We start from the raw sequence: 21,982 nt of genomic DNA, 5'->3' as shown, positions 1-21,982 counted from the left end.
ATAAAGGAATTGTGCTATGCAAAAAAAGTTTGCACTCACAAATGAGACACGTGTATTTAATAATCAAACTCTTTATCGCATCCAAGCATTAAGGGATTTTGACGATGTTAAGGCTGGTGACTTGGGTGGTTTTATTGAAAATGAAAGGAACCTCTCTCATGATGGCAATTGCTGGGTTTACGATAATGCTCTTGTTTTAAATCCTGCCCATATTTATGAAAATGCCAAGGTTTTTAATAAAGCTATTATAATGGGTAATGTTTATGGCAATGCCCATGTATGTGACAGTGCCCGCGTTTATGCAAATGCTCATGTTTATGATAATGCGCATCTTTCTTATAATGCTTGGGTTTATCATCAGGCGCGGGTTTATGGCAATGCAAAATTATCAGGGAGCGCTCGTATTCATGGCAATGCTGAGGTTTATGATCATGCTGTTATCAGTGGCGCTGCTAAAATTTATGGCAAGGTTTATGGGAATGCTAGCGTGGGCTGTCATACTGATGTTTATGGCTCTGTTTATGGTAATGCGAAAATCTCTGGTTATTTCGTGATTAGAGGTAATGTCTATGGCAATGCAAGATTAAAAAGAGATAGTGATTTATATTGGGTTCCCATAAATTGTGAGGTTTATGAAAACGATACCGTTGTAAAGATTATTGAAAATAACGCTGCGTAAATAATGCGCGGGCGCGGCGGGGGCGCCTGCTTTCCAACCCAATTTTTCCATTTCAAATTTTATCAAACGTTTATCACATTAGATTGTGAGGGTATCTCTATGTGTAAAAAATATGAATTAACCAATCAAATCAAACAAATTAAAGAGAGACTTACTAAGCAAATTATAAACCTTTATCGCATTCGGGCTTTAAGAGATTTTGATGATGTTAAGGCTGGCGATTTAGGTGGCTATATCGAAAATGAAGGGAACTTATCTCATTATGGCAATTGCTGGGTCTATGATGAGGCTTGTGTCTATGGCTATGCTCATGTTTCTGATCATGCTAAAGTACGTCATTTGTCTCATGTGCGGGGGCGTGTCTATGGGAATGCTGAGGTCTATGGAAAGGCTTTAATCACTCGATATGCTAAAGTTTATGACCATGCTTGTGTTTATGGAAGTGCTCATGTGGCTGGCAATATCTATGGCAATGCTCATGTCTGTGATCACGCCCGCGTTTATAGCAACTCCCATATTTATCAACATGCGCGCGTTTCTCATGATGTTTTTGTTTATGATCATGCTAGAATCTATGGTCATTCAAAGGTTTCTGGCTCTGCTTGTATTTACAACAGTGCAAAAATTTATGGACAGGCTGCTATCAAAGGCTTTGCAAAGATTTATGGCAAGGTTTACGGCTCTGCTCTTGTGAGTGGGCGCGCTGCGGTTTATGGCTCTGTTTATGGGAATGCAAAAATCTCTGGTTCTGTAAAGGTCTATGGTCGTGCCTATGGGAAAGCAAAAATAGATAAACAAAGCAATGTAAAATCAGTTGCTCAAAATTATGAGGTTTATGAAAGCGATAACGTTGTTAAGATTGATAAATAGCATAAATAACAGGCATGGAAGTGCCTTCTTTATGGTTATAAACCCATCATAAAAGAGAGAATGCAAAAAAAGCCGTGTCAAGTGATTATGACGCGGCTTTCAAATGTCTACCCTTATGAATCATTTCAAATGGAGTTATGAACGCATATATACAAAACGTATTATATTACAAGCGCTCTATTCAAGATATGAAAACTTATCAAGAGAAATGTATGATGTGTATGATCTTTAAGCACTCATTTGAATGAGAGAGCCTATAAATGCTTTTCGTTTCTCTCAAACGTATTAATCATAACTCCTCCTTTGTGAGGTGGTCATTTGAAATAAAGCACATGATCAAAATGCTTCTTTTAAAACGTTTCAATATACTGACTTTAAAATTGAGTTGAGTAAATTGAAATAACTTACATTCTAAAATCAAAACCTATCAAACAAATCAAAATACTTGGTAGCTTTAACAAAACCCGTTTTTTACAGTTGCAAACGTTGGCTTTTAAAACAAGCTCTCATAAAGACAATAAACAACCGCTTTTATCAAACGCAAGGCTTTAGAAACTGTTATAAACATCTGTTTCAAACGTTTAAACAGTATTTAGAAAGGCTTTCATAAGTTTTTTTTAAACATAACTTTTTTGCAAATTAATCGCTCTATATTTGTGCTCTGTACTTTTAAATGGTAACTTTTAAAACGTTTTTTAGTAGCATATCTAAGGTAAAATAGTATTTTACTACTGTGGTATTAGCCGCCTCCATTTTTTTGTGGAAGCGAATAATTCCGTTCTTAAAAACTAGTCTGCAATCTATTCATTAAAAGGCTTTTCATTTCATAAGATATAAAATACCTCTTTATCGTTTTTTAACTTTTAGTAAGCGTTTTAAAAGCATTCTTATCCTTAATCCTTTTATGCAATCTTTATAAATTAAACCTATTATTCCTTTTTAAGGTTTCGCTCAAAAAAGAGCAAAACTCATACCATTCTTTAAACGTATAATCGATAATTCCAAACGACTAAATTTTTAAATAATGTGATTTGTGCTGTGATAAAAACGTATCATAAAATTTATAAACTGTTATAAATGATATCTGCTTTTCATTTCATTTGAATGCACACATGCGTTATAACATTTACATCATGATTTGCTTTTTATGGTCTATTCATACATGGCAATCTTATATAAAAAATGATCAAATGAATCATGTATAAAAGTGTGGATTCTTAAGTGGATTCATATAAAATAATTTCACACAACCTATTGACTTTATTGTATTTTTTAGTATTATATCTTGAATGACCGAAAAACATCTCTATTTAAATTTGTAGATCTTATATCACTTGCTCTAAACAACAGTATTTTACAGCACAACAAGATAAATTAAAGCAGGAAAAAAATTTTTCTATAAAGAAAAAGAACCATTGGAAAGAAGGCAAGAATTTGCCTATACTGCACAGTAAAGTATTATAAGGAGATAAAAATGCGCCTTACAGTTGTTGGTGCAAATGGAAGAATGGGACGTGAACTCATTACAACAATCCAGCAGAGGAGAGATGTAGAACTTTGTACTGTTCTTGTACGCAAAGGCTCACCGTTTGTAGGAAAAGATGCCAGTGCCTTAATTGGTTCAGATTCTCTTGGGATTGGTATCACTGACGATCCCGAAAATGCCTTTTCTAATACAGAAGGTATTTTAGATTTTTCACAACCAGAAGCCAGTATTCTTTATGCTAACTACGCTGCTCAAAAAAGCCTTGTCCATATTATTGGCACCACAGGATTTAGCAAAACAGAAGAAGAAAAAATTGCAGATTTTGCGAAATATACAACAATTGTCAAATCCGGAAATATGAGCCTTGGAATAAATCTTTTAGCCAACCTTGTAAAGAAAGCCGCTAAAGCATTAGAAGCCGATGATTTTGATATCGAAGTTTATGAAATGCATCACGCTAACAAAGTTGACGCCCCTTCTGGAACAGCCCTTCTTCTTGGCCAAGCAGCAGCTGAAGGGCGCAATGTTATGCTTAAAAATGTGCGTGTCAACGAACGCAATGGTCATATAGGTAAACGCAAAAAAGGCACCATTGGCTTTTCCTGTTCACGTGGTGGGACAGTTGTTGGAGAACACAGTGTCATTTTTGCCGGCTCCAATGAGCGCATTGTTCTTTCACATACAGCGCAAGAACGCTCTATCTTTGCCAATGGCGCATTAAAAGCAGCTTTATGGGCACAAAATCATGAAAGCGGTCTTTATTCAATGTTCGATGTTTTGGGATTGAACAATGAATTTTAAACAATCAATAGAATAGAGGCAATTCATAATGGGACGCATACTTACACTAATTCGTCATGGACAAAGTGAATGGAATCTCAAAAACCTTTTTACCGGTTGGAAAGATCCTGATTTAACAGAAAAAGGTCATGCCGAAGCGATAGCAGCAGGAAAAAAACTGAAAGAATATGGTTTGAAGTTTGATATCGCTTATACATCAGCCTTACAGCGTGCTCAAAAAACCGCTCAGCACATTTTAGAGCAAATGGGACAATCAGATTTAGAAGTGATAAAAAATCCCGCATTAAATGAACGTAATTATGGTGATCTTTCTGGTTTAAATAAAGATGAAGTACGCCAACAATGGGGGCAAGAGCGAGTGCAAATGTGGCGCCGCTCCTATACAATTGCACCCCCGAATGGAGAAAGCCTACGCGACACCGGTGCGCGCATCTGGCCTTATTATCTTTACCATATCCAGCCTCATATTTTGCGCTCCCAAACTGTTTTGATCGCAGCACATGGAAATTCTCTTCGTGCTCTTATTATGGCGCTTGAAGGTCTCTCCGGTGAGGAAATTATATCTCAAGAATTAGCGACCGGCATTCCTATTATTTACACATTTAATCCGGATTCAACAATTTTATCAAAGACAGTCCTCACACCTTAAACTTCTAAAATCATGATCTCTCTCAAAAGTTCAATGCTATCGTTTTAAGCTGAAAAAATAAATTCTATAATTTTATTGACAGAGTTGCTTCATGCGCTTAGATGAATTTTATAAGCCCAGATGGCGGAATTGGTAGACGCGCAGGTTTCAGGTACCTGTGCCGTAAGGCGTGGAGGTTCGAGTCCTCTTTTGGGCACCATTTTGTATCTTTAACACATTAAATATATAGATTTTTTCTTTAAAGAGCTATTTTAAGACCAACTTTTAGACCACCTTCTACGGTTTATACAACTTTAGCTAATTTGTTCCTTATTTTTCTTTGGAGTGAAGGATAAGATCTCTTTCTTTCTCCATCTCACTGCTCTCCCTAGCTTATATAGCTCTGGCCCCCTTGAAGCACCCAATTACGAATCGTGGTTGTGGATACACTAAAAAACTTTGCACACTCACGTGTTATTACATATCCATCTCCATCATCAAATATCATCTCATTACCTTTCTCTTTTTTATATTAATTAAATGGGCGGGGGTGCTGGGAGGAGAGAGCACCCCCATAGGTTTAAGCAGCTTTTGTCAAAATCTTTTGCATCTCTTGTTCTATTTCCCCTAAAAAGATTTCGACAGCTTTATTAATCTCTTCAATGTGTTTCTCATCGCGGTTGACGCATTTGATTTTCATTCTCAAACCAGTAGATTTGCCTACAAAGTTTGGATTATAGCTCATGAAATCACACCATTTGCGTCCAGTGCATGCCATTTGGAATTGCACCTGTGCGATATATTCAGGCTTGATTTCGTCATACATAAAGAAGCGCAAATGCGTGGTTGATTGTGGACATTTGACTTCGATTAAACCGTCCTCTCCAATCAACCCATCAGGACTTGCCCCCGCCATTTCCATTTTTGGGTGTGGGATAAACCCGCATCTTGTGACTTCTGCGTCATAAATGAATTCATATTCTCTTAAGGCATTCTCTTCATGTTCAATGCCCCATTGCATAGCAGGTGTTGTATAAGATTGGCTTATTTCCCCTATTAAGCGTTCTGTCATGAGTTTCGTTTTGTAGTCTTCATATTTGCTTGTAGGAAAACCTTTTGCTGTCTTACTGAGTACGTTGTAAACATTTTAAGCAGTGACTTTCCCTAGCCTTGCTTGAAACCATTCCGCTGTTCTTTGTTCCATCTCACACCGCCGTTCCCTGTTCGTGTGGCGTTGCTATATCGGTATCTTGTATAGTAGAATCTGTTTCTACCTTTTGCCTGTTTTGTTTATCTTTCAAAAGATGTAACACCGTTTGTGCTTATACTTCAGACATATCATCAAGCTTTTTAACGTTGTCTCTGCTATCCAGTCCCGCAGAATCGATCTGAAACCATGAAGTCTATAATCAAAACCTTTGTCTTTCATGAATTTAGGAAGTGCTACATCAGATATAGGCTTTCCAAAACTCTCAACAAATAAAAAACCATTTTTTTGCTTTTTCAATAACAGCAAGCGCTTCAGCTGTAAGCGGCACATGAAAATCAGAAGCCTTTCCAACAATTCTCTTCATATTTTCTTTTGGGATAATCCATATTGATCCATAAATCTCTAAATATGCCTGATTGGTATAAAAAAACGTCAAAATAAGAAGTTTTAAAGCTAGATGTGATACAAGCTCATCATTTTAAGATTGAAAAAACTTAGGCATTTCTTTCCATGGCATAGCTGGAATATTTTGGGTATTTTGAATAAACTTTTCTAATAAAGCTTTTGCTTTTAATTGCATATCCACATCTATACCAAGTGCCACCGCATGTTTTATAGCTATATTCAAGCGGGATAAAGCTTTACTTGCTGTTTCGTTTTTTGTCTTCCAAATGGGAAAAATGCATCCTTTTATATCAATTTACGTCAGTTCAATGATTGGCGTATCATCAAGTTTAGGAAAAACATGTAACTCAAGAGGTGTTAACCAGCTTGCTGCTTTTCCTTCATTTTTCAATTCGTTTTTTTTTGGCTTCAAAAGCACTAGAGGCAATTTCTCGTAAAGAAATACCCCCTGCCCGACGCAAATTTTCTTTTTGTTTTCGGCGAATCGGGTCAATTCTTTGATCTAAACGATCACGACAAGCTAAAGCTTTGAACAGTGCTTCTTTTAAAGATACATTGCGACAAGAGCCTAATCCCATTTCTCGTCGTCTTTTATTGAGGTCAAACCTAAAAACCCATCATCCTTGATCTGGTGTAGTTTTGATAAGCCATAAACCAGCTCTGTCAGCATATTTTCCTTTAGATAGATTTTTTACAGATAAGATAGACAGTCTATCACGTTCTTCGAACCACCTTTTAAAAACCACCTTTTGAATTGCACTTGGAGCACTTTCATCTGGTACCAAGATTATATATAAAAGGCAATTTAATAAATAAAATAAAATAAAAACAATTAGTTATTAAACAGAAAAAAGATAAACTGTGCTATCAGGTGATATTGTAGAGAGTTCTAAGGGAAGAAAAAATTGTTGCACAAACGTACACGCCGTCCGCACCACTCTATGTAAATTTTCTTTATTTTCTCATTACTTAGATAGTAAAAACTCTCTTTAAGTTTACTGTTTGCAACTCTATAACGGTATTATAAAGTGATAACTGTAATAAGAAGCAATCCTTCTTTGCCAACAAATGTTTCAACCACACCTCGTGAACTAAAAATTTTTTATTCTTAACAATTAAGAATCTGAGTAACTCTTCCTTACCTCCTCATTCTCACTCAAAGTCAAAGCCCCCTTTTTTTTCACCATAAAATAGTGTTTACAATGCATAAAATTAAAAAATAAAGGCCCTATCAAAGAAATAGGACCTCTTAAATTTAAGCTCCTTTATCCTACAAAATTAGAATTTGTAAGCTATTCCTGCGCGAAAATCATTCGTCTTATACTTAACTTCAATCTCGTCTTTAAATTTCCTTTTACCAAAATCTGAGTAACGATATTCCGCACGCACAACAAGATGGTCTGTCATTGCAAAATCAACACCACCACCGAGAGTATAACCAATCATCGTTTTTGTTACATCCGATGTCCTATTAAATGGCTCACCTCCCGTAATTACTGTCGACAAAATATCTTGAAACTGTCCATAAGCAACACCACCAGCAATATAAGGCATCACATGCCCCGCAGAAAACCCAACACGCACCCGTGTAGCACCTGTCCATTTTTGTTTTAACGTATGATTAAACGTTAAACTGTCTTTCTCTTCTTTATCCTCTGCAGAAGAGCGAGAAAAGTCTCTACCCTGTCTTCTGACAAGTTTTGCCTTTTTTCGACTTTTTCCTTCTGTACCTAATTCCTCAGTATCAGTACCCGATCCTTCAGTACCCGATCCTTCAGTGCCCGATCCACCAGTGTCAGGACCACCTGCACTCGTTTCATCAGCCTGAAATCTTGTTTTTGTATCCTTTTTTTCCGTTAAAAGCATATCCGTATCAATCCCCACAATAAAATTATTACCGAGATCAAAATTAACACCCGCATAAAAACCACCTATAAATCCAGAAAGCTCAGGCATATACTGCTTCTCGACAGGCACCCATGGTTTACTTTTACTCTCCTCATCGGGATAGAGAGGAATATCAACATCACGCGTTATTGCAGAAGTCTTACTTGAAAAGCCACCAACTTGCCCCCCGAAATAAAAACCTGCCCAAGAAAAAGGTGAAGAAGCAACAACTTCTGAGGCAACATGTAATGGCTCTTCGTGAGCCACCACATCTGCAGCCTGTACTATAGAAGGTGAAATCAAAGAAAAAACAGATGCTGTTATAAATTTTGTATTCATAAAATTATACCCCATTGCTAAATTTATATAATCAAAAATCACATTTAGAAAAACAAAGTTTTATAAAATCTTATGCTGTAAAATTGCATGTACTCCTTTATATTTACATTTAAATTTACACTATAATAATATATTATTACACCAAAATTTAATATTATCAAATAAATTTTAAAATATTAGAATAATGAATACTTTCAATAATAAATATTTAATAAAAATACATATTATATTTTTAAAAGGATGAAGTATAAAACATTTTGTATCAAAAATACCGCAAAAAAATCTAAAAATGATGTAATTATTTTTAGAGAATCGATGTTTATTGACAATATTATAAATACCTCAATATTCTTACATCCAAAATGCATACTGTAGATTCTACATAGTATAAAAAAGCATCTATTTTATACTAAAATCATACTTTTTTTTACCATTTTCTAAAGGATGAGATTATTAATACGACAATATCATTATCCTTCTAAAGCTTGTCCCCAAACAAAAATTCTCAATCATTTTATTTAAAAATTGCTCTTCCCCTACTGATTTCTATAATATCATCTGCCTTTATTGCAAAACGGTCTTTATTAGGAAAAGTTATAAAACATCCCTTCATACAAATTGTAATTGTTTGATGAGTATTTAAAGAAATTTTTGAAGGTATACTTCCTTCAACAACAATAAGAGATTGTATCTTTAAATCAGTATTCTTCACTGTTGCAGCAAAAGCTGTTATGGTAAAAATACTTAATAGAATAACTGTAATCAAAATATAAGTATATTTTAGCATTCTAAGATTCCTTCCTCAGCAAAACGCTTATATAGGCTAAATCGAAGAGCATTGGTTACATGAGAAGATGAGGTAATATTAGGCACATAAATAGCCAAATTAAAGGAAAAACTCTTACGATCAAATGCTGTAAAACTTACCTGTGGGATAGGATTTTTTAAAACGCCTTCTGTCGCAGAAGCAATCTCTAACAAAATTTCAGCAACATGCTCTGGAGCAACCTTAGATGATACAGTAACTGGTATATCAATTCGTCCTACTTTATTACGTCGTGTCCAATTACTAACGTTGTTATTAATAAGGCTTGAATTGGGAATAATAATCGTCTTACGCTGAATGGTCTCAAGTTCCGTTGCACGCACACTAATACGCTTAACAACCCCCCCTACTGATCCAGATTCTATATAGTCTCCTATTTTAAATGGTCTTCCAACTAAAATAATAAGTCCAGAGACAAAGTTTTGGACAATATTCTGTAAACCAAAACCTATACCAAGTGAAAGTCCTCCAGCAATAAGAGCGAAATTTCTAAGATCCAAACCTGCCATTGATAATCCGGTCAAAGCAGATACAACAACGCCTCCATAACTTATCACTGTTTTGATAGAATTACGTATACCAGAATCGAACTCTCCATGAACCAACACCACATTATCTAACCAACCAATAAATCGGCGAATAAGAAACCAGCAAACACAAAAAGAAATAATTCCTGTTACAAGAGAAATCAAAGAAAGACTAATATTTCCAATCTGAAAACCGGTCACCGATTGCCACAAAACTGCTTTTAAATCAGAATAGGAAAATCCAAACTGTACAGCAATTGGCATTGCACAAAATATAACAACAAATAAATTGAGAAAAACGCTCATAAAAACTCCCAATTGATTCATCGTTTTTTCTTCTAAATGAAACCTCTGCATCAAAAGATGACCAACCGTTGTTTTCATAAATTGGTCTTTAGTTCCAAGTGCTTGAGCGCTTTGTATTCCTAAATACATGAGAACTAAAAATGCTCCATCAATCATAATTTGCTGCGTAATAAAACGCGCAAGTCCAACATAACCTAAAAAATTCAATACAAAGAGCAGTAACCCCAAGCCAATAAGAGGAATGCGTATATAAAATGGCCAAAAGTATGGCTCTTTTTTTTCTTCTTGAACACGCCTACGTCTAAACCGCAAAGGTACAAATGATATTATAAATAGCAATATCGCTACAAGAAAAACAGCAATAAAACTTTTAGCAATTGTCAAAGATAGAGGCGCTGAAATGATTTGATAAATACTATCAAGAACAGCGTCAAATGCCAAAATACCCCCTAAAGACGTGAGTAAAATCACTAATTGATAAGCAGACGATGGTGCAATACTGAGAAGACGCACATGGGGCCTATTCGATGATAGAAGAACAACAGCTAATCGATTGATTAAAAATAATAAAATAATTTGACAACCTATCATATCAAAAACTGTTGTAAGTTTACCTGGATCTAAGTTAAAACTACGAAACAAAAACAACACAAGATAAACGCAAAGAATACATACAAGTGAAGGTAAGAGAACTGAAATAAAGGCGATCAATAAGCGTTGTAAATAAGATATTTCCTCATTAGATTTCATAAAGTGGCAATACACATGAACAAGAACTTTTTGAGAAAAATACGAAAGTCCCAAAGTAATAAAAAGTGGAATTAAAAAGCAAAGAAATAGTTGTAAAAACTTGAAGTAAAATATAAAATTCCACCAAGAATTTAACAACACAAGAAAATCTGATGAAGCCTCTTTTGTTTTTTGGACGAGATGTTTAACCATCGGAATCGAAAACTCAAGCCTATACGTAAGCGTGCGTTTAAAAAGCTCCCGAGATTGAGAAATAGAAAGTTCAGCTATTCTATTTGCCGCTAAGAAAATTGCTTCAAAACGAAGCATGATACTGTTAATTTTAGCTTTTTGCTCTATCAAATAGGAATATTCCTTCACTGAGCTTTTCAGTTTTTTCACGTCACGATGGAGCTCCATTAATTGATCAAGAAGTGTATTAATCTCATTAAGAGGAGGACGCAAAACAAATGCTGCCTCAATAGCACGTTCACTGATATCTTGTGCACGTAACCGTAATTCTTCTAAAGCACGCTCATCTTCTGGCTTTCTGTCAAAATCTCTTTTTAAAGTTTCAGTATTTTCTTCAAGAGTCTTAATAATCAACTGTTGTTGCAGAATAATTTCATCAACTGAATAAGAAGCTATCGTTTGTTCGACAATTGTATTTTGTGCCCCCTTATTACCCCATGCACCAGAATTAAATACAAAGATAATCCCCAAAAGAAGGAAAAGTATGTGGATGTTTTTTCTACAAAATGGATACATATCTACCTTATGAGCACAAAAGGGATTTTATTTTTCTCTTTTAAATATGGTATAAAGTAGATATTTTCAACTTTTATAGAATAATCTTATAAAAGCTTTCCCTTATCCTATAATACTGGTAATAAGATAAAAGAATGATAAATAAGCTGAACTCAATAAGATTAAAGAAGGCACTCTAGCATGTTTTTTTTGCACCTTTATTGCAAAAAAGAAGATTTTCTTCCTTTGACAACCTGGATTTTTCTATCCAGTTTAGGTGTATTCTTGACGAGCAACCTAGAAACGCGTGCTTATTTAATCAAGCCATCACACACCAATAATGTCATTAAAACGAATAGATTTGATTTACATCATAAGTGTGATCAGGTGAATGTTACCACAACTGAAAACAAAAAACTTGTAACACTCCATACAGAATCTATTTTTATGAGAACCTTTCAAAAAATCCTAACATTGGATTTCTTTTTAATAAAGATTCCAGCTGTTGACACACGATTTCGTAACGTTAAAACACAATATTTCTCAAATAAACGCGCTCCTCCCAATAAACACACTTAATTCTCTTCCTTGAATATAAAAACGATCATCTTATTTTGCTTGTGCTTTTAACTTTGAATAACTGTTAGATTGCCTATTTACGGAATATATCATGCGTACACCTGGTTGGTTAACTACCCTTTATTGTTTTATTCTTTTAAGCAGCATTTATGTTGCCTTACCCAATTTATTTTCACACGAACAAGTTAAAAACTCGAAATTCTTACCCGACACCCGTGTAGCACTTGGTCTCGACCTTCAAGGAGGCTCTTCTCTCCTGCTCGAGGTTGATAGCAAAACGTTAAAACGCGATCAGTTACATATAGTTTTAAGCAATGTGCGCAATGTATTGCGTGAAAAACAAATCCGCACCTCAAGTGTGCGTATTGTTGAAGATAGCGTTATTGCCCTTATTTCTGACCCATCGCAAACTGAAAAAGCACTCTCTGCTTTGAAAACATTAATAACCCCCATACACAGTAGCTTTGGCACAACAGAACATAACATCATGATCAGTGCTCAAAATGAAACTCTCCGCGTCACATTAACAGAAGCTAGTATAAAAGACCGTGTCAGCAATGCTATTGAACAAAGCTTAGAAATCATCCGTCGTCGTATAGATCAAGTTGGTGTTTCAGAACCAGCCATCCAAAAGGTCGGAAATGATCGTATTATGGTCCAATTGCCTGGACTACAAGATCCAAAACAACTGCGTGATCTTTTAGGAACAACCGCTAAGATGAGTTTTCATCTTGTTCCTTCTAATGTGGACCCCAATAATCCCCCTATAGGTGTTTCTATTCTCCCTGGATACACTGATGCAACACAACATTATGCAATTTATGATCAAATTGCTTTAGATGGAAATGTCCTGAAAGATGCCCGTGCAGGTTTTGACCCCCAAATACCAGGACGTTCCATTATTTCATTTACGCTAGATTCCGCTGGCGCAAAAATATTTGCCGATATAACACGACAAAATATTAACCGTCCTTTTGCCATTGTTCTGGATAATAAGGTTTTAACCGCTCCGACCATCAATAGTGTCATTCCCAATGGACAAGGTCAAATTACAGGAAACTTTGACCCCAAAGAAGCCTCAACTCTGGCTGCTCTGCTTCGTGCTGGTTCCCTCCCCGCACCACTCACAGTCATTGAAGAGAGAACCGTAGGTCCAAATCTTGGTGCTGATGCTATCCAAATGGGACTTTACACCGGCATAATTGGCTTTATTCTTGTTGCAATTTTTATTTTTCTTCTCTATCGTATTTGGGGATTAATTGCCAATATAGCACTAGCTCTGCACACAATTTTAACATTTGCTGCACTGAGTCTTTTGGGAGCTACGCTTACGCTGCCTGGTATTGCTGGTATTATTTTAGGCATCGGTATTGCCGTTGATGCTAATATCCTTATCAATGAACGTATCCGTGAAGAAAGTCGAAAAGGTGTGGGTGCTTTTGCAGCCCTAGATCGTGGATTTAAACATGCTTTTGCAACCATTGTTGATGCAAATGTTACAGCAATTATAGCGACCGTCTTACTATTTTGGTTCGGGACCGGTCCCGTTCGTGGTTTTGCCGTAACAATGTTGCTTGGTATTATCATCTCCATGTTTACAAATATCACCATTGTACGCATCATCATGATTTGGATCGTTCGTAAATGGAAAATTAAAAAATTGCATATTCACTCTGCTTTCAACATCATGCCACAAAACACAACTTTCCACTTTATGAAAGCACGTTTCATTGGTATTGGCGTCTCAATTGTTTTATCAATGGCTTCAGTTTTTCTCTTTTTTAAGCCTGGATTGAATTTTGGTATTGATTTCATTGGCGGAAGCCAAATGAGTATTACCACGAAAGGACCAGCAGATCTAGCAACTCTGCGTTCCAAGCTTTCTACTCTTAATATTGGTGAAGTTACCTTGCAAAATATTGATAACGAAAATACCGTATTAATTCGCATGCAGAAACAAAGCGGTGGCGAAGCACAACAAACCACCGCCATTGATAAGGTCAAAACAGCTGTACAAAATATCTATCCCGATACCACATTCGATCAAATAGAAGTTGTTGGTCCCAAAATTTCAGGTGAGCTTGCCACAGCTGCTTTTACTGCTGTTATTCTTGCGGCTATTGCCATGTCTCTCTATATATGGTTACGCTTCGAGTGGTTCTTTGCCATTGGAGCAATTATCACTCTCATTCTAGACACCACAAAAATGATTGGCTTTTTTGCTTTATTTCAATTTGATTTTAATTTAACGGCTATCGCCGCACTCTTAACAATTGTTGGATATTCTATAAATGATAAAGTTGTCGTCTATGATAGGATGCGCGAAAATATGCGTCTTTATAAAAAAATGCCGTTGCGCGAGCTGATTGATCTGTCAATTAATCAGGTTCTTGTACGTTGTTTTTTTACATCAGCCACAACAATTCTTGCGATGCTCCCCATGGCGATATGGGGTGGAAGTGCTGTTCATAATTTTGCATTACCCATGGTCTTTGGGATTATTATTGCAACATCATCCTCTATCTTTATTGCTGCTCCTATTTTACTCCTGCTAGGAAATTGGTGGCGTGAGCGAAATAATCGTGCAAATATCAAAGTGAAATAAAAATGCCCTTTAATGCGTATGGTACATCTCGCCTCTCTTCTCATAGAAATATAGTCGTTTTCATTCATTCGCTTTTTGATCAAGAATAGTAAATAATCCATGCTCCACGACACACCACTTATCACAACTATTGTTGCAGGCTTATGTTTAGCATTTCTCTTGGGAATGATTGCTAGCCGTTTACGTATTTCCCCCCTTGTAGGCTATTTGTTAGCTGGTGTTATTGTGGGACCCAATACAGGCGGATTTAAAATAGATTCCGTCATCATTAATCAACTTGCTGAAATTGGTATTATTTTGCTGATGTTTGGTGTTGGGCTCCACTTTTCATTAAAAGACCTTTTATCTGTCAAAGCTATTGCTGTCCCCGCTGCTATTGCACAAATGGCATTTTCTACTTTTCTAGGTTTGTGCCTTGGTCTGATTATGGGATGGGGCTTTAGTGGTAGTTTGATTTTCGGTCTTGCTTTATCCATAGCAAGTACCGTTATCCTGCTACGTGCTTTGCAAGAGCGTCATCTTATTGAAACAGAAAAAGGACGCATTGCCGTTGGATGGTTGATTATTGAGGATTTAGCAATGGTCCTTATACTTGTCCTCATCCCTTCCTTGGCAAGTGCCCTCAGCAATAGCAAAAAAGAAGCGTTGGATCCTCTTGTTCAATGGTTGGATTTAAGTATTTGGGGTATTTTTGGTCTCACCATCCTGAAGGTAATTGTATTTATTGCACTTATGCTCGTCATTGGGCGACGCGTTATCCCATGGCTTTTAAAAATGAGCGCACAATCGGGATCACGTGAATTATTTCGTCTTAGCGTCTTTGCTATTGCATTAGGAGTAGCTTTCGGAGCCGCTCATTTATTTGGAGTTTCTCTTTCTCTTGGTGCTTTTTTCGCTGGTATGGTCATGAGCGAATCAGAATTAAGCCACCGTGCCGCGGAAGAATCTTTACCACTGCGCGATGCTTTTTCTGTTCTCTTTTTTGTTTCTGTAGGCATGTTATTTGACCCCGAGAAACTCTTAACTCATTTTTTCCCTCTCTTAGCAACCTTATTCATTATCGTAATCGGAAAATCTGCTGTTGCCTTTTTCATCGTTAAAGCTTTTCGCTATTCTAATGCAACAGCTTTGACTATTTCTGCAAGCCTTGCCCAAATCGGAGAATTTTCCTTTATCCTTGCTGGTTTAAGTTTAAGCTTAGGACTTTTAAACAATGACGCTCATGATTTAATTCTTGGAGGAGCAATTTTTTCTATTTTGCTCAATCCTCTTGTTTTCATTGCCTGTAATAAAATTAAAAAACGTCTAGAAAAAAATTCTGCATCTTCACAAAATACCCAAACAATTATTGATATTGATCCACAAGATCCTGACCAAGATTTTTTACCGATGACCTTAAAAAACAACCATATCGTAATTATTGGCTATAGTCGTATCGGTAAGTGTGTTGCATTATCTTTAATAAATAGAGGTGAACCTATAGTGATCGTAGAAGAATCAAAACGCCTCTCTGATAAAGCGATTGCAGATGGCTTTGAGGCTATTTGCGGCAATATCATTCAACAAGAAATAATGAACGCAGCAAATATAAATAATGCACATAAAGTTGTTATTACAATGCGAAGTACCATTGAAGTAGGAGAATGTATCGTGAATATCCGTGATATGAAGAAAGATATCCAGATAATCACACATGCATTATCCGACACAGAAACAACATATCTCATTGATTTAGGTGCTGATGTTGTAGTAACAGATGATGAAGAAATTGCCAATGGCATTATAGAGTATATAACAGAACGAAGATCTGTAAGGAATATGCTCAATCATGAAAATTTACAGAAAACATAAAATGGATACAGAATCGTGAAAATAAAGCAATTTATATGGCCATTGATTGGTATCTTAGCAATGCTGGTATCTATTCGAATTCTTTACATGAAGCTCTCTGCCATTTCATTTGGGGATGTATTGGAGCGCTTGAGCAATTTAAATGCACAGCACTGGTTATTAGCCTGTTTATGTTCTCTCCTAGCTTATGCTGCTCTTGCTGGATATGATCGAATTGCCTTGCAACATCTAGGCCATAAAATTTCTTGGATTTTTATCGCTATATGTTCATTTACAACCTACGCTCTTTCACACAATATCGGTGCTTCAGTTTTTTCTGGTGCCGTTGTACGCTATCGCGCCTATAAAATGAAAGGATTAAACGGAACAGAAATCGCAATATTAGTAGGTTTTTGCTCTTTTACTTTTGTAATCGGCACAATCTTACTTTTGGGAATCGTTTTGGTGCTGCAACCCGAAATTATCACCCTCATTCATAAAGAACTTCCTGAATGGCTCGGAACAACGGCTGGAGCAATTTTACTCAGCTGTATAGCACTTTATACGTTTGGCAGCTGGCTTCAGTTAAAGCCCTTACGCTTGGGGAAGAAAATTCAACTTTCCTATCCACGACTGAAAATTGTTATTCAACAGCTTCTCATTAGCCCTCTAGAGCTTTTAGGAGCAGCAGGAATTATATATGCTGTTCTCCCACATAACGCAGATATTCATTTTATCTCTGTTCTTGGTGTTTTCCTAGCGTCTTTTACGATAACTCTTCTCTCTAATGCTCCAGCAGGAGGAGTAGGAGTTCTTGAAGCTCTTTTCATAACAGGCATGCCCAATATAAATCCAACCGATGTTATTGCAGCACTTATTGTCTTTAGAATGTTTTATTTGATTATACCGCTCATCCTTTCATTATTTGTGGTCGTCATTTTTGAGGCGCAACAATATTGGAAAAGAGCCCCCAAAACACCACCTGAATAAATAAAAGGCTATCAATGACTTCTTTTTTTATGTACCTATAAAAGAACAAAACACCATCGTGTTGCCAATTTACATATCTTTTTTAAGAAACCTCTTTCAACGCTCTTCTCCATTACACAACAATACCCATAAATGGTATAATAGTAAAGCTATTGTTGCACCATCATCTTTATACTTAATAAAAGAGCAAGCCTGCGCCATTATACTATTTTTCCAATGTTATGATAACTTTTAGCACTTAAGAACATTAATAAGAATTATTTTTATGCCTTTCTTCAATAGTCTTTATCCACACGTTAATCCCATTTATGATGCAAAAATGAATGATTTTAATTAATTCATTATAAGAGGGATTGAAACAAAAGAAGTTTATGATAGTAAAGTTTTTTTAAATAAAGAATAATCAATTCTTTATAAATCAATATATTATAATGAATCTGAGTGGCTTTCTTAATATTTATATTTTTAGAGGTTTAGCTAACGGAAAGACAGCATAGCGTAACCACACAGCTTAATATTTTAAAACTTTAAGCCTCATTAAAGTTTATTGTCTTCGTTTAACAGGTATTAGCTTTAAACAATTAAACTGATCTAATTTTATTACTTGTATGTCCAGCTAACTACTTTATTTTATCTTGATTTACCCTCTTGGAATACTGATGATTATTACAGAAGTTTTTTGTTTAAGCGGGAGAGTTATCAAAAAATATCCATGCTGCTGACACAACTAAAGTGTAAAGTTTCTTCTGTCTTTAAACAATATGCTAAAAATCCAAAAAAATTTAATCAATTTATATTAAAAGCAGTGAAAACTGTTGATTTTTATACCCCTTTAAATAACACAATTGTCGGTAAGAGGCTTCTCCTTACCAATTGCAACTTAAAAAAAGAAACAATACGCATTAAAAGATCTTTAAATGTCCTTTGGAAGTTCTTTGAGTCCCCTAAAAAGTACAAACACCGATGACTAAGCTATATCAACAATCTTCACTTTTAAACAAACAGATATGGGGAAATCCTACTGCCCAATTTTATTTAGCAACTCGTACCTTAAAAAAAATTACGCAATCAATAAGTTATTTACGGTATAAAATAAAATGGTGGGTGATGAGGGGATCGAACCCACGACCCGCTGATTAAGAGTCAGCTGCTCTACCGACTGAGCTAATCACCCATAAGCTTCTCAAAAGACGAGAATGAGCGTTTCTATAACGCTCCTAAGGATAGATGTCCAGATATTTTGTTGTTTGTTATATAAACTCATTGTCTGTAAGGTTAAAAATATGATATTCACCACTTGATCTTATATAAAAATAAACCCATTATAAGAAGCTTTATAAATAAATGTTCTGATTGTTATACAGAACCTATAGTTAGAGGATTATCGAGCATAATGCCCGAGCAAAAATTAGAGGAACCTTCTTGTGGTTGTAAGCGGGATGGGGCATCATTTTGTTTTATCAACAATCACATGCATTCAAGCAATATTGTGCTGTTTTTTTCTTTGAATATAAGTTTTTTACATTCAATGTTCATGATCCAATATACGAATAAAAGACTATGAATTTTTTTTGTCAATCGCGCGCTTTTAAGCTTCTAAAAGGTAAGGAATGATGGAATGGATCACTGATCCCCATGCGTGGTTTGGTTTGATCACGCTGGTTTTTCTCGAAATTGTTTTAGGAATAGATAACCTTATCTTTATTGCAATTTTAGCTGAAAAATTGCCACTGCATTTGCGTGACCGCGCACGCTTTATAGGTCTTACTTTAGCATTAATTATGCGGCTTTTCCTTCTTACCGTTATTGGATGGGTTATGAGACTCGATAGGGTCATTCTTTCACTTTCATCTTTTGTATTTAGTTGGCATAGCTTTATTTTAATCGGTGGTGGAGCCTTTTTGCTCGCAAAGGGAACGCTAGAATTACATGAAAGGTTAGAAGGAGTATCACATGAAAGAAAAACAGGCGTTGGTTATGCTGTTTTTTGGCAAGTAATCGTCCAAGTCGTGGTGCTGGATGCCGTTTTTTCACTAGACAGTATTATTACCGCAACAGGTATGATTGCAAAAGAGCAGGCAGCAGTTATGTATATCGCAGTCATAGCTGCTATGGGAGTAATGATGTGCGGATCTGGTGCTCTTATGCGTTTTATTAATCGTCATCCCACTATTGTAATCCTTTGTCTTGGTTTTTTGATGATGATTGGTTTTACTCTCATTGTTGAAGGATTTGGTTTTCATATTCCAAAAGGGTATTTGTATGCTGCTATTGGTTTTTCTGTTCTCATCGAAGCTTTTAATCAAATTGGACGTCGTAACCGTGAAAAAATGATTAAAACGAATGATCTACGCAGTAGAACAGCTGATGCTGTTTTGAGGCTCTTAGGAGGAGGAAGCAAAGATAGTCACCTTGCTGAGACTGTAGATGTTATTGCTGAACAGGCCGCAGCTTCTGAGTTGTTTAGACCAGAAGAAAAGGAGATGATTCGTGGTGTTCTCGATTTAGCTGATCGCCCTGTTCGCTCTATCATGTCGCCGCGTAATGAGATTGAGTGGTTAGATTTAAATGCTGATGAAAATGAAATGCGTGAAGAATTACAAAAGGTTAAACATAGCCGCTTAATTCTTGCGCGTGAAAAAGTGGATGAATTTGTTGGCGTTGCGTTGACAAAAGATCTTCTTTTGAATTTGGCTGAGGGGAAAAAGATTAATTGGAAAAAAGCTATGCGAGAACCCCTCGTTGTTCATGAAAATACAAGTGTTTTACGATTGATGGAGCAATTACGTCATTCTTCGATTCAGCTTGCAATTATTGTTGATGAGCATGGATCTTTTGAAGGAATTGCAACACCAACCGATATTCTTGAAGCTATTGCAGGAGACTTTCCTGATGACGATGAAGAACTCATGATCGCAGAACAACTTGAAAATGGCAGTCTTCTTGTTGAGGGATATGCTGATATCCGCCGTTTAAGTGGTTATCTTGGGCGTAACCTTGTGGATGAAGCAGATCGTTATACGACTCTGGCAGGCTTTATGCTTTGGCAGTTTGGTCATTTACCAAATGAGGGAGAAAGCTTTGAAACTGATGGTTTACACTTTAAAGTGATTGAAATGGAACGCAGAAACATATCTAAAATCCTTATTTCTCCACTTGTATCACCAGAAAAAAGCTAGTTCTTTTTACAAGCAAAATGAATAAAAAGATTTTTTTATGATTAAAAATTGAAAAGAATAAGCAGTTGATAACTCAATTGCATTTCATTATTTTTATATTTTTTTAAGCGTAAAATAATGACATACAAAAGTTATATTATCAATGAACTTTCCATTATAAAAAATTTTCATTGATGATTGACGAAAAGCTGGGAGAGAGAAAATGGTGCAAAATTATTTGTCAATGGTCATTAATCTCAAAACAATGAATATATACAATATATTGATTTATAATAATTATTTATTACAATATTACCTTCACATCAAGAAAGCCTCTTTCAAACATCAGATTTCCGCCAATGGATAAAACTCCACCATTGTTGAGTTCACTCAACTGATGATGGCATCTTTAAACCAGACTCTGGCTCCTATAATCTTTTTAGATCTTCTTGATATTTCTTAAGGAGCTATTCCTTAGCTTTTGTTTCGATAAATTTAGCTATTTTTTTCCTTGCAAGAATGAAACTCCACCTCTCTGGAAAGGCCCTTATTAAGAACTTTGTTTTTCTTCTAGATAGCTCATATTTTTGCTACTTTTTAATTAAAGCGTAGCTGAGCTGCTTAGATTTCACCACTTCTTTGACTAAAGCCAATGCACGTTCAGATGAATCTGTTGGGTATTTTCATCAAAGCCTAAATGATCCTCTGCACTGAAACTTTGATAATAAGATTGTAAGGTTGCAACATCACCCAATAAAGACAGTGCACCAATATGAAGTAAGCTATAATCTGCATCATATACCTTGATAACCTTTATGTGCCTCCAACTTCATTCTTTCGCCAAGATGGTGCTCCATATCTGGAATAAAAGCATTTATGAAGATCAATTCTTTCTATCGCCTATTTCAAGACATAATCAAGCTTAATTCCAACCAATCTGCATATATTCCTTCTTCACAAACTCTCAACCCCTTTTTATAAAAATCAAGTTGTAGATCTTGTAAGTGCTGAGAATTGATAGGGATCAATTGCAGATAAAATACCAGTACTAATCGAAACTCCAACATCAAATTACGGATAACCTTTGATAATTGCGTCATTATAAAGAATTTGTACTTCACAATCTGGTAGTTGATAACGTGCTGAATAATTATCTACCTCTTTAATTTTTTCAACAGACCAATCAAGATTTTGAAGAGCACTGTTGCACTCTCCATGATTAAAAAATTCTTTGCTCTAGCTCAAAAGAGATTTTATCCATATCAAAAGTCAAAAGCGAAGCAGATTTTTGCAAACAAAAGTGATAACGCCGTGTAAGAGAAGAATCTTATCAATAAGGCCTTTGGTGATTTCTTTTGTAACGTCTAAACGAGATGGAAT

Annotated in this window: 15 protein-coding genes, 2 tRNA genes and 2 pseudogenes; 10 read left to right on the top strand and 9 right to left on the bottom strand. The window is 35.8% G+C overall.

All coding sequences use genetic code 11. The annotated features are described in order from the left end of the window. The first annotated feature begins 16 nt into the window (after positions 1-16). The 5 genes from ACFIKX_RS10215 (at position 17) to ACFIKX_RS10195 (ending at position 4,684) form a co-directional block, all read left to right on the top strand. A complete protein-coding gene (locus ACFIKX_RS10215) occupies positions 17-679 on the top strand; it encodes a hypothetical protein (RefSeq protein ID WP_375629685.1) in 663 nt (220 codons plus the stop codon). Between the two features lie 99 nt (positions 680-778). Next, positions 779-1,549: a hypothetical protein gene (locus ACFIKX_RS10210; RefSeq protein ID WP_375629682.1), complete on the top strand. Its 771-nt coding sequence runs from the start codon at positions 779-781 to the stop codon at positions 1,547-1,549. A gap of 1,474 nt (positions 1,550-3,023) precedes the next feature. Further along, positions 3,024-3,836 (top strand): 4-hydroxy-tetrahydrodipicolinate reductase, encoded by an 813-nt coding sequence (dapB, locus tag ACFIKX_RS10205; protein ID WP_375629679.1) that lies wholly within the window; start codon positions 3,024-3,026, stop codon positions 3,834-3,836. Positions 3,837-3,864: 28 nt separating this feature from the next. Beyond that, on the top strand, positions 3,865-4,485 hold the full coding sequence (locus tag ACFIKX_RS10200; protein ID WP_375613492.1) for a 2,3-bisphosphoglycerate-dependent phosphoglycerate mutase: 621 nt from the start codon (positions 3,865-3,867) through the stop codon (positions 4,483-4,485). A gap of 114 nt (positions 4,486-4,599) precedes the next feature. Further along, positions 4,600-4,684 (top strand) — tRNA-Leu (locus ACFIKX_RS10195). A 94-nt stretch (positions 4,685-4,778) separates the two neighbouring features. On the opposite strand, the pseudogene ACFIKX_RS10190 reads toward ACFIKX_RS10195, so the two are convergent. The 7 genes and pseudogenes from ACFIKX_RS10190 to ACFIKX_RS10160 all read right to left on the bottom strand — a co-directional run bounded on the left by ACFIKX_RS10190 (position 4,779) and on the right by ACFIKX_RS10160 (position 11,461). Then, a pseudogene (locus ACFIKX_RS10190) lies at positions 4,779-4,972 on the bottom strand (helix-turn-helix transcriptional regulator). A gap of 72 nt (positions 4,973-5,044) precedes the next feature. After that, positions 5,045-5,668: pseudogene (locus ACFIKX_RS10185) on the bottom strand (lambda exonuclease family protein). A 484-nt stretch (positions 5,669-6,152) separates the two neighbouring features. Next, positions 6,153-6,302: a hypothetical protein gene (locus tag ACFIKX_RS10180; RefSeq protein ID WP_375629676.1), complete on the bottom strand. Its 150-nt coding sequence runs from the start codon at positions 6,300-6,302 to the stop codon at positions 6,153-6,155. A gap of 157 nt (positions 6,303-6,459) precedes the next feature. Continuing rightward, positions 6,460-6,657, bottom strand: coding sequence for a hypothetical protein (locus ACFIKX_RS10175; RefSeq protein ID WP_375629673.1), 198 nt, complete (start codon positions 6,655-6,657; stop codon positions 6,460-6,462). Between the two features lie 700 nt (positions 6,658-7,357). After that, the gene (locus tag ACFIKX_RS10170) at positions 7,358-8,305 is read right to left on the bottom strand and encodes an outer membrane protein (RefSeq protein ID WP_375629670.1); all 948 of its coding nucleotides are present in this window, start codon (positions 8,303-8,305) and stop codon (positions 7,358-7,360) included. Positions 8,306-8,819: 514 nt separating this feature from the next. Next, complete coding sequence (locus ACFIKX_RS10165; protein WP_375629667.1) at positions 8,820-9,092, bottom strand: hypothetical protein; 273 nt, start codon at positions 9,090-9,092, stop codon at positions 8,820-8,822. Continuing rightward, positions 9,086-11,461, bottom strand: a complete 2,376-nt coding sequence (locus tag ACFIKX_RS10160; RefSeq protein ID WP_375629664.1) for a mechanosensitive ion channel family protein — start codon at positions 11,459-11,461, stop codon at positions 9,086-9,088. Before ACFIKX_RS10160 ends, ACFIKX_RS10165 begins: the two co-directional genes overlap by 7 nt. A 180-nt stretch (positions 11,462-11,641) precedes the next feature. Here ACFIKX_RS10160 and ACFIKX_RS10155 point away from each other — a divergent pair, with 180 nt between their 5' ends. From ACFIKX_RS10155 to ACFIKX_RS10140, 4 genes are all read left to right on the top strand, one after another. Further along, a complete protein-coding gene (locus ACFIKX_RS10155; protein ID WP_375629661.1) occupies positions 11,642-12,019 on the top strand; it encodes a hypothetical protein in 378 nt (125 codons plus the stop codon). Between the two features lie 91 nt (positions 12,020-12,110). After that, positions 12,111-14,624: a protein translocase subunit SecD gene (secD, locus tag ACFIKX_RS10150; RefSeq protein WP_375629658.1), complete on the top strand. Its 2,514-nt coding sequence runs from the start codon at positions 12,111-12,113 to the stop codon at positions 14,622-14,624. 99 nt (positions 14,625-14,723) lie between these two features. Then, positions 14,724-16,475 carry a YbaL family putative K(+) efflux transporter gene (gene ybaL, locus ACFIKX_RS10145; protein ID WP_375629655.1) on the top strand — a complete coding sequence of 584 codons (1,752 nt, stop codon included), beginning with the start codon at positions 14,724-14,726 and terminating at the stop codon, positions 16,473-16,475. Positions 16,476-16,490: 15 nt separating this feature from the next. Continuing rightward, a complete protein-coding gene (locus ACFIKX_RS10140) occupies positions 16,491-17,444 on the top strand; it encodes a YbhN family protein (RefSeq protein WP_375613484.1) in 954 nt (317 codons plus the stop codon). Positions 17,445-18,542: 1,098 nt separating this feature from the next. Here the strand turns inward: ACFIKX_RS10140 and ACFIKX_RS10135 are convergent. Then, positions 18,543-18,618, bottom strand: a tRNA-Lys gene (locus tag ACFIKX_RS10135). A gap of 436 nt (positions 18,619-19,054) precedes the next feature. On the opposite strand from ACFIKX_RS10135, the gene ACFIKX_RS10130 reads away from it, so the two are divergent. Further along, positions 19,055-20,623 carry a TerC family protein gene (locus ACFIKX_RS10130; protein WP_375612149.1) on the top strand — a complete coding sequence of 523 codons (1,569 nt, stop codon included), beginning with the start codon at positions 19,055-19,057 and terminating at the stop codon, positions 20,621-20,623. A 622-nt stretch (positions 20,624-21,245) separates the two neighbouring features. Here ACFIKX_RS10130 and ACFIKX_RS10125 read toward each other — a convergent pair. Then, complete coding sequence (locus ACFIKX_RS10125; protein WP_375629689.1) at positions 21,246-21,374, bottom strand: hypothetical protein; 129 nt, start codon at positions 21,372-21,374, stop codon at positions 21,246-21,248. Between the last annotated feature and the right edge of the window lie 608 nt (positions 21,375-21,982).

The organism is Bartonella sp. CM86QHHN (genome assembly GCF_042194695.1).
In the GTDB taxonomy this organism is placed as follows: Bacteria; Pseudomonadota; Alphaproteobacteria; order Rhizobiales; family Rhizobiaceae; genus Bartonella.
The sequence above is the reverse complement of the archived record's forward strand: the minus strand, read 5'-3'. Positions and strand labels throughout refer to the sequence as shown.

Excerpts from the sequence above, each read along its gene's own strand:
- ACFIKX_RS10215 (WP_375629685.1), top strand. The coding sequence starts at position 17 with ATGCAAAAAAAGTTTGCACTCACAAATGAGACACGTGTATTTAATAAT.
- ACFIKX_RS10210 (WP_375629682.1), top strand. The coding sequence starts at position 779 with ATGTGTAAAAAATATGAATTAACCAATCAAATCAAACAAATTAAAGAG.
- dapB (WP_375629679.1), top strand. The coding sequence starts at position 3,024 with ATGCGCCTTACAGTTGTTGGTGCAAATGGAAGAATGGGACGTGAACTC.
- ACFIKX_RS10200 (WP_375613492.1), top strand. The coding sequence starts at position 3,865 with ATGGGACGCATACTTACACTAATTCGTCATGGACAAAGTGAATGGAAT.
- ACFIKX_RS10175 (WP_375629673.1), bottom strand. The coding sequence starts at position 6,657 with ATGGGATTAGGCTCTTGTCGCAATGTATCTTTAAAAGAAGCACTGTTC.
- ACFIKX_RS10170 (WP_375629670.1), bottom strand. The coding sequence starts at position 8,305 with ATGAATACAAAATTTATAACAGCATCTGTTTTTTCTTTGATTTCACCT.
- ACFIKX_RS10165 (WP_375629667.1), bottom strand. The coding sequence starts at position 9,092 with ATGCTAAAATATACTTATATTTTGATTACAGTTATTCTATTAAGTATT.
- ACFIKX_RS10160 (WP_375629664.1), bottom strand. The coding sequence starts at position 11,461 with ATGTATCCATTTTGTAGAAAAAACATCCACATACTTTTCCTTCTTTTG.
- ACFIKX_RS10155 (WP_375629661.1), top strand. The coding sequence starts at position 11,642 with ATGTTTTTTTTGCACCTTTATTGCAAAAAAGAAGATTTTCTTCCTTTG.
- secD (WP_375629658.1), top strand. The coding sequence starts at position 12,111 with ATGCGTACACCTGGTTGGTTAACTACCCTTTATTGTTTTATTCTTTTA.
- ybaL (WP_375629655.1), top strand. The coding sequence starts at position 14,724 with ATGCTCCACGACACACCACTTATCACAACTATTGTTGCAGGCTTATGT.
- ACFIKX_RS10130 (WP_375612149.1), top strand. The coding sequence starts at position 19,055 with ATGATGGAATGGATCACTGATCCCCATGCGTGGTTTGGTTTGATCACG.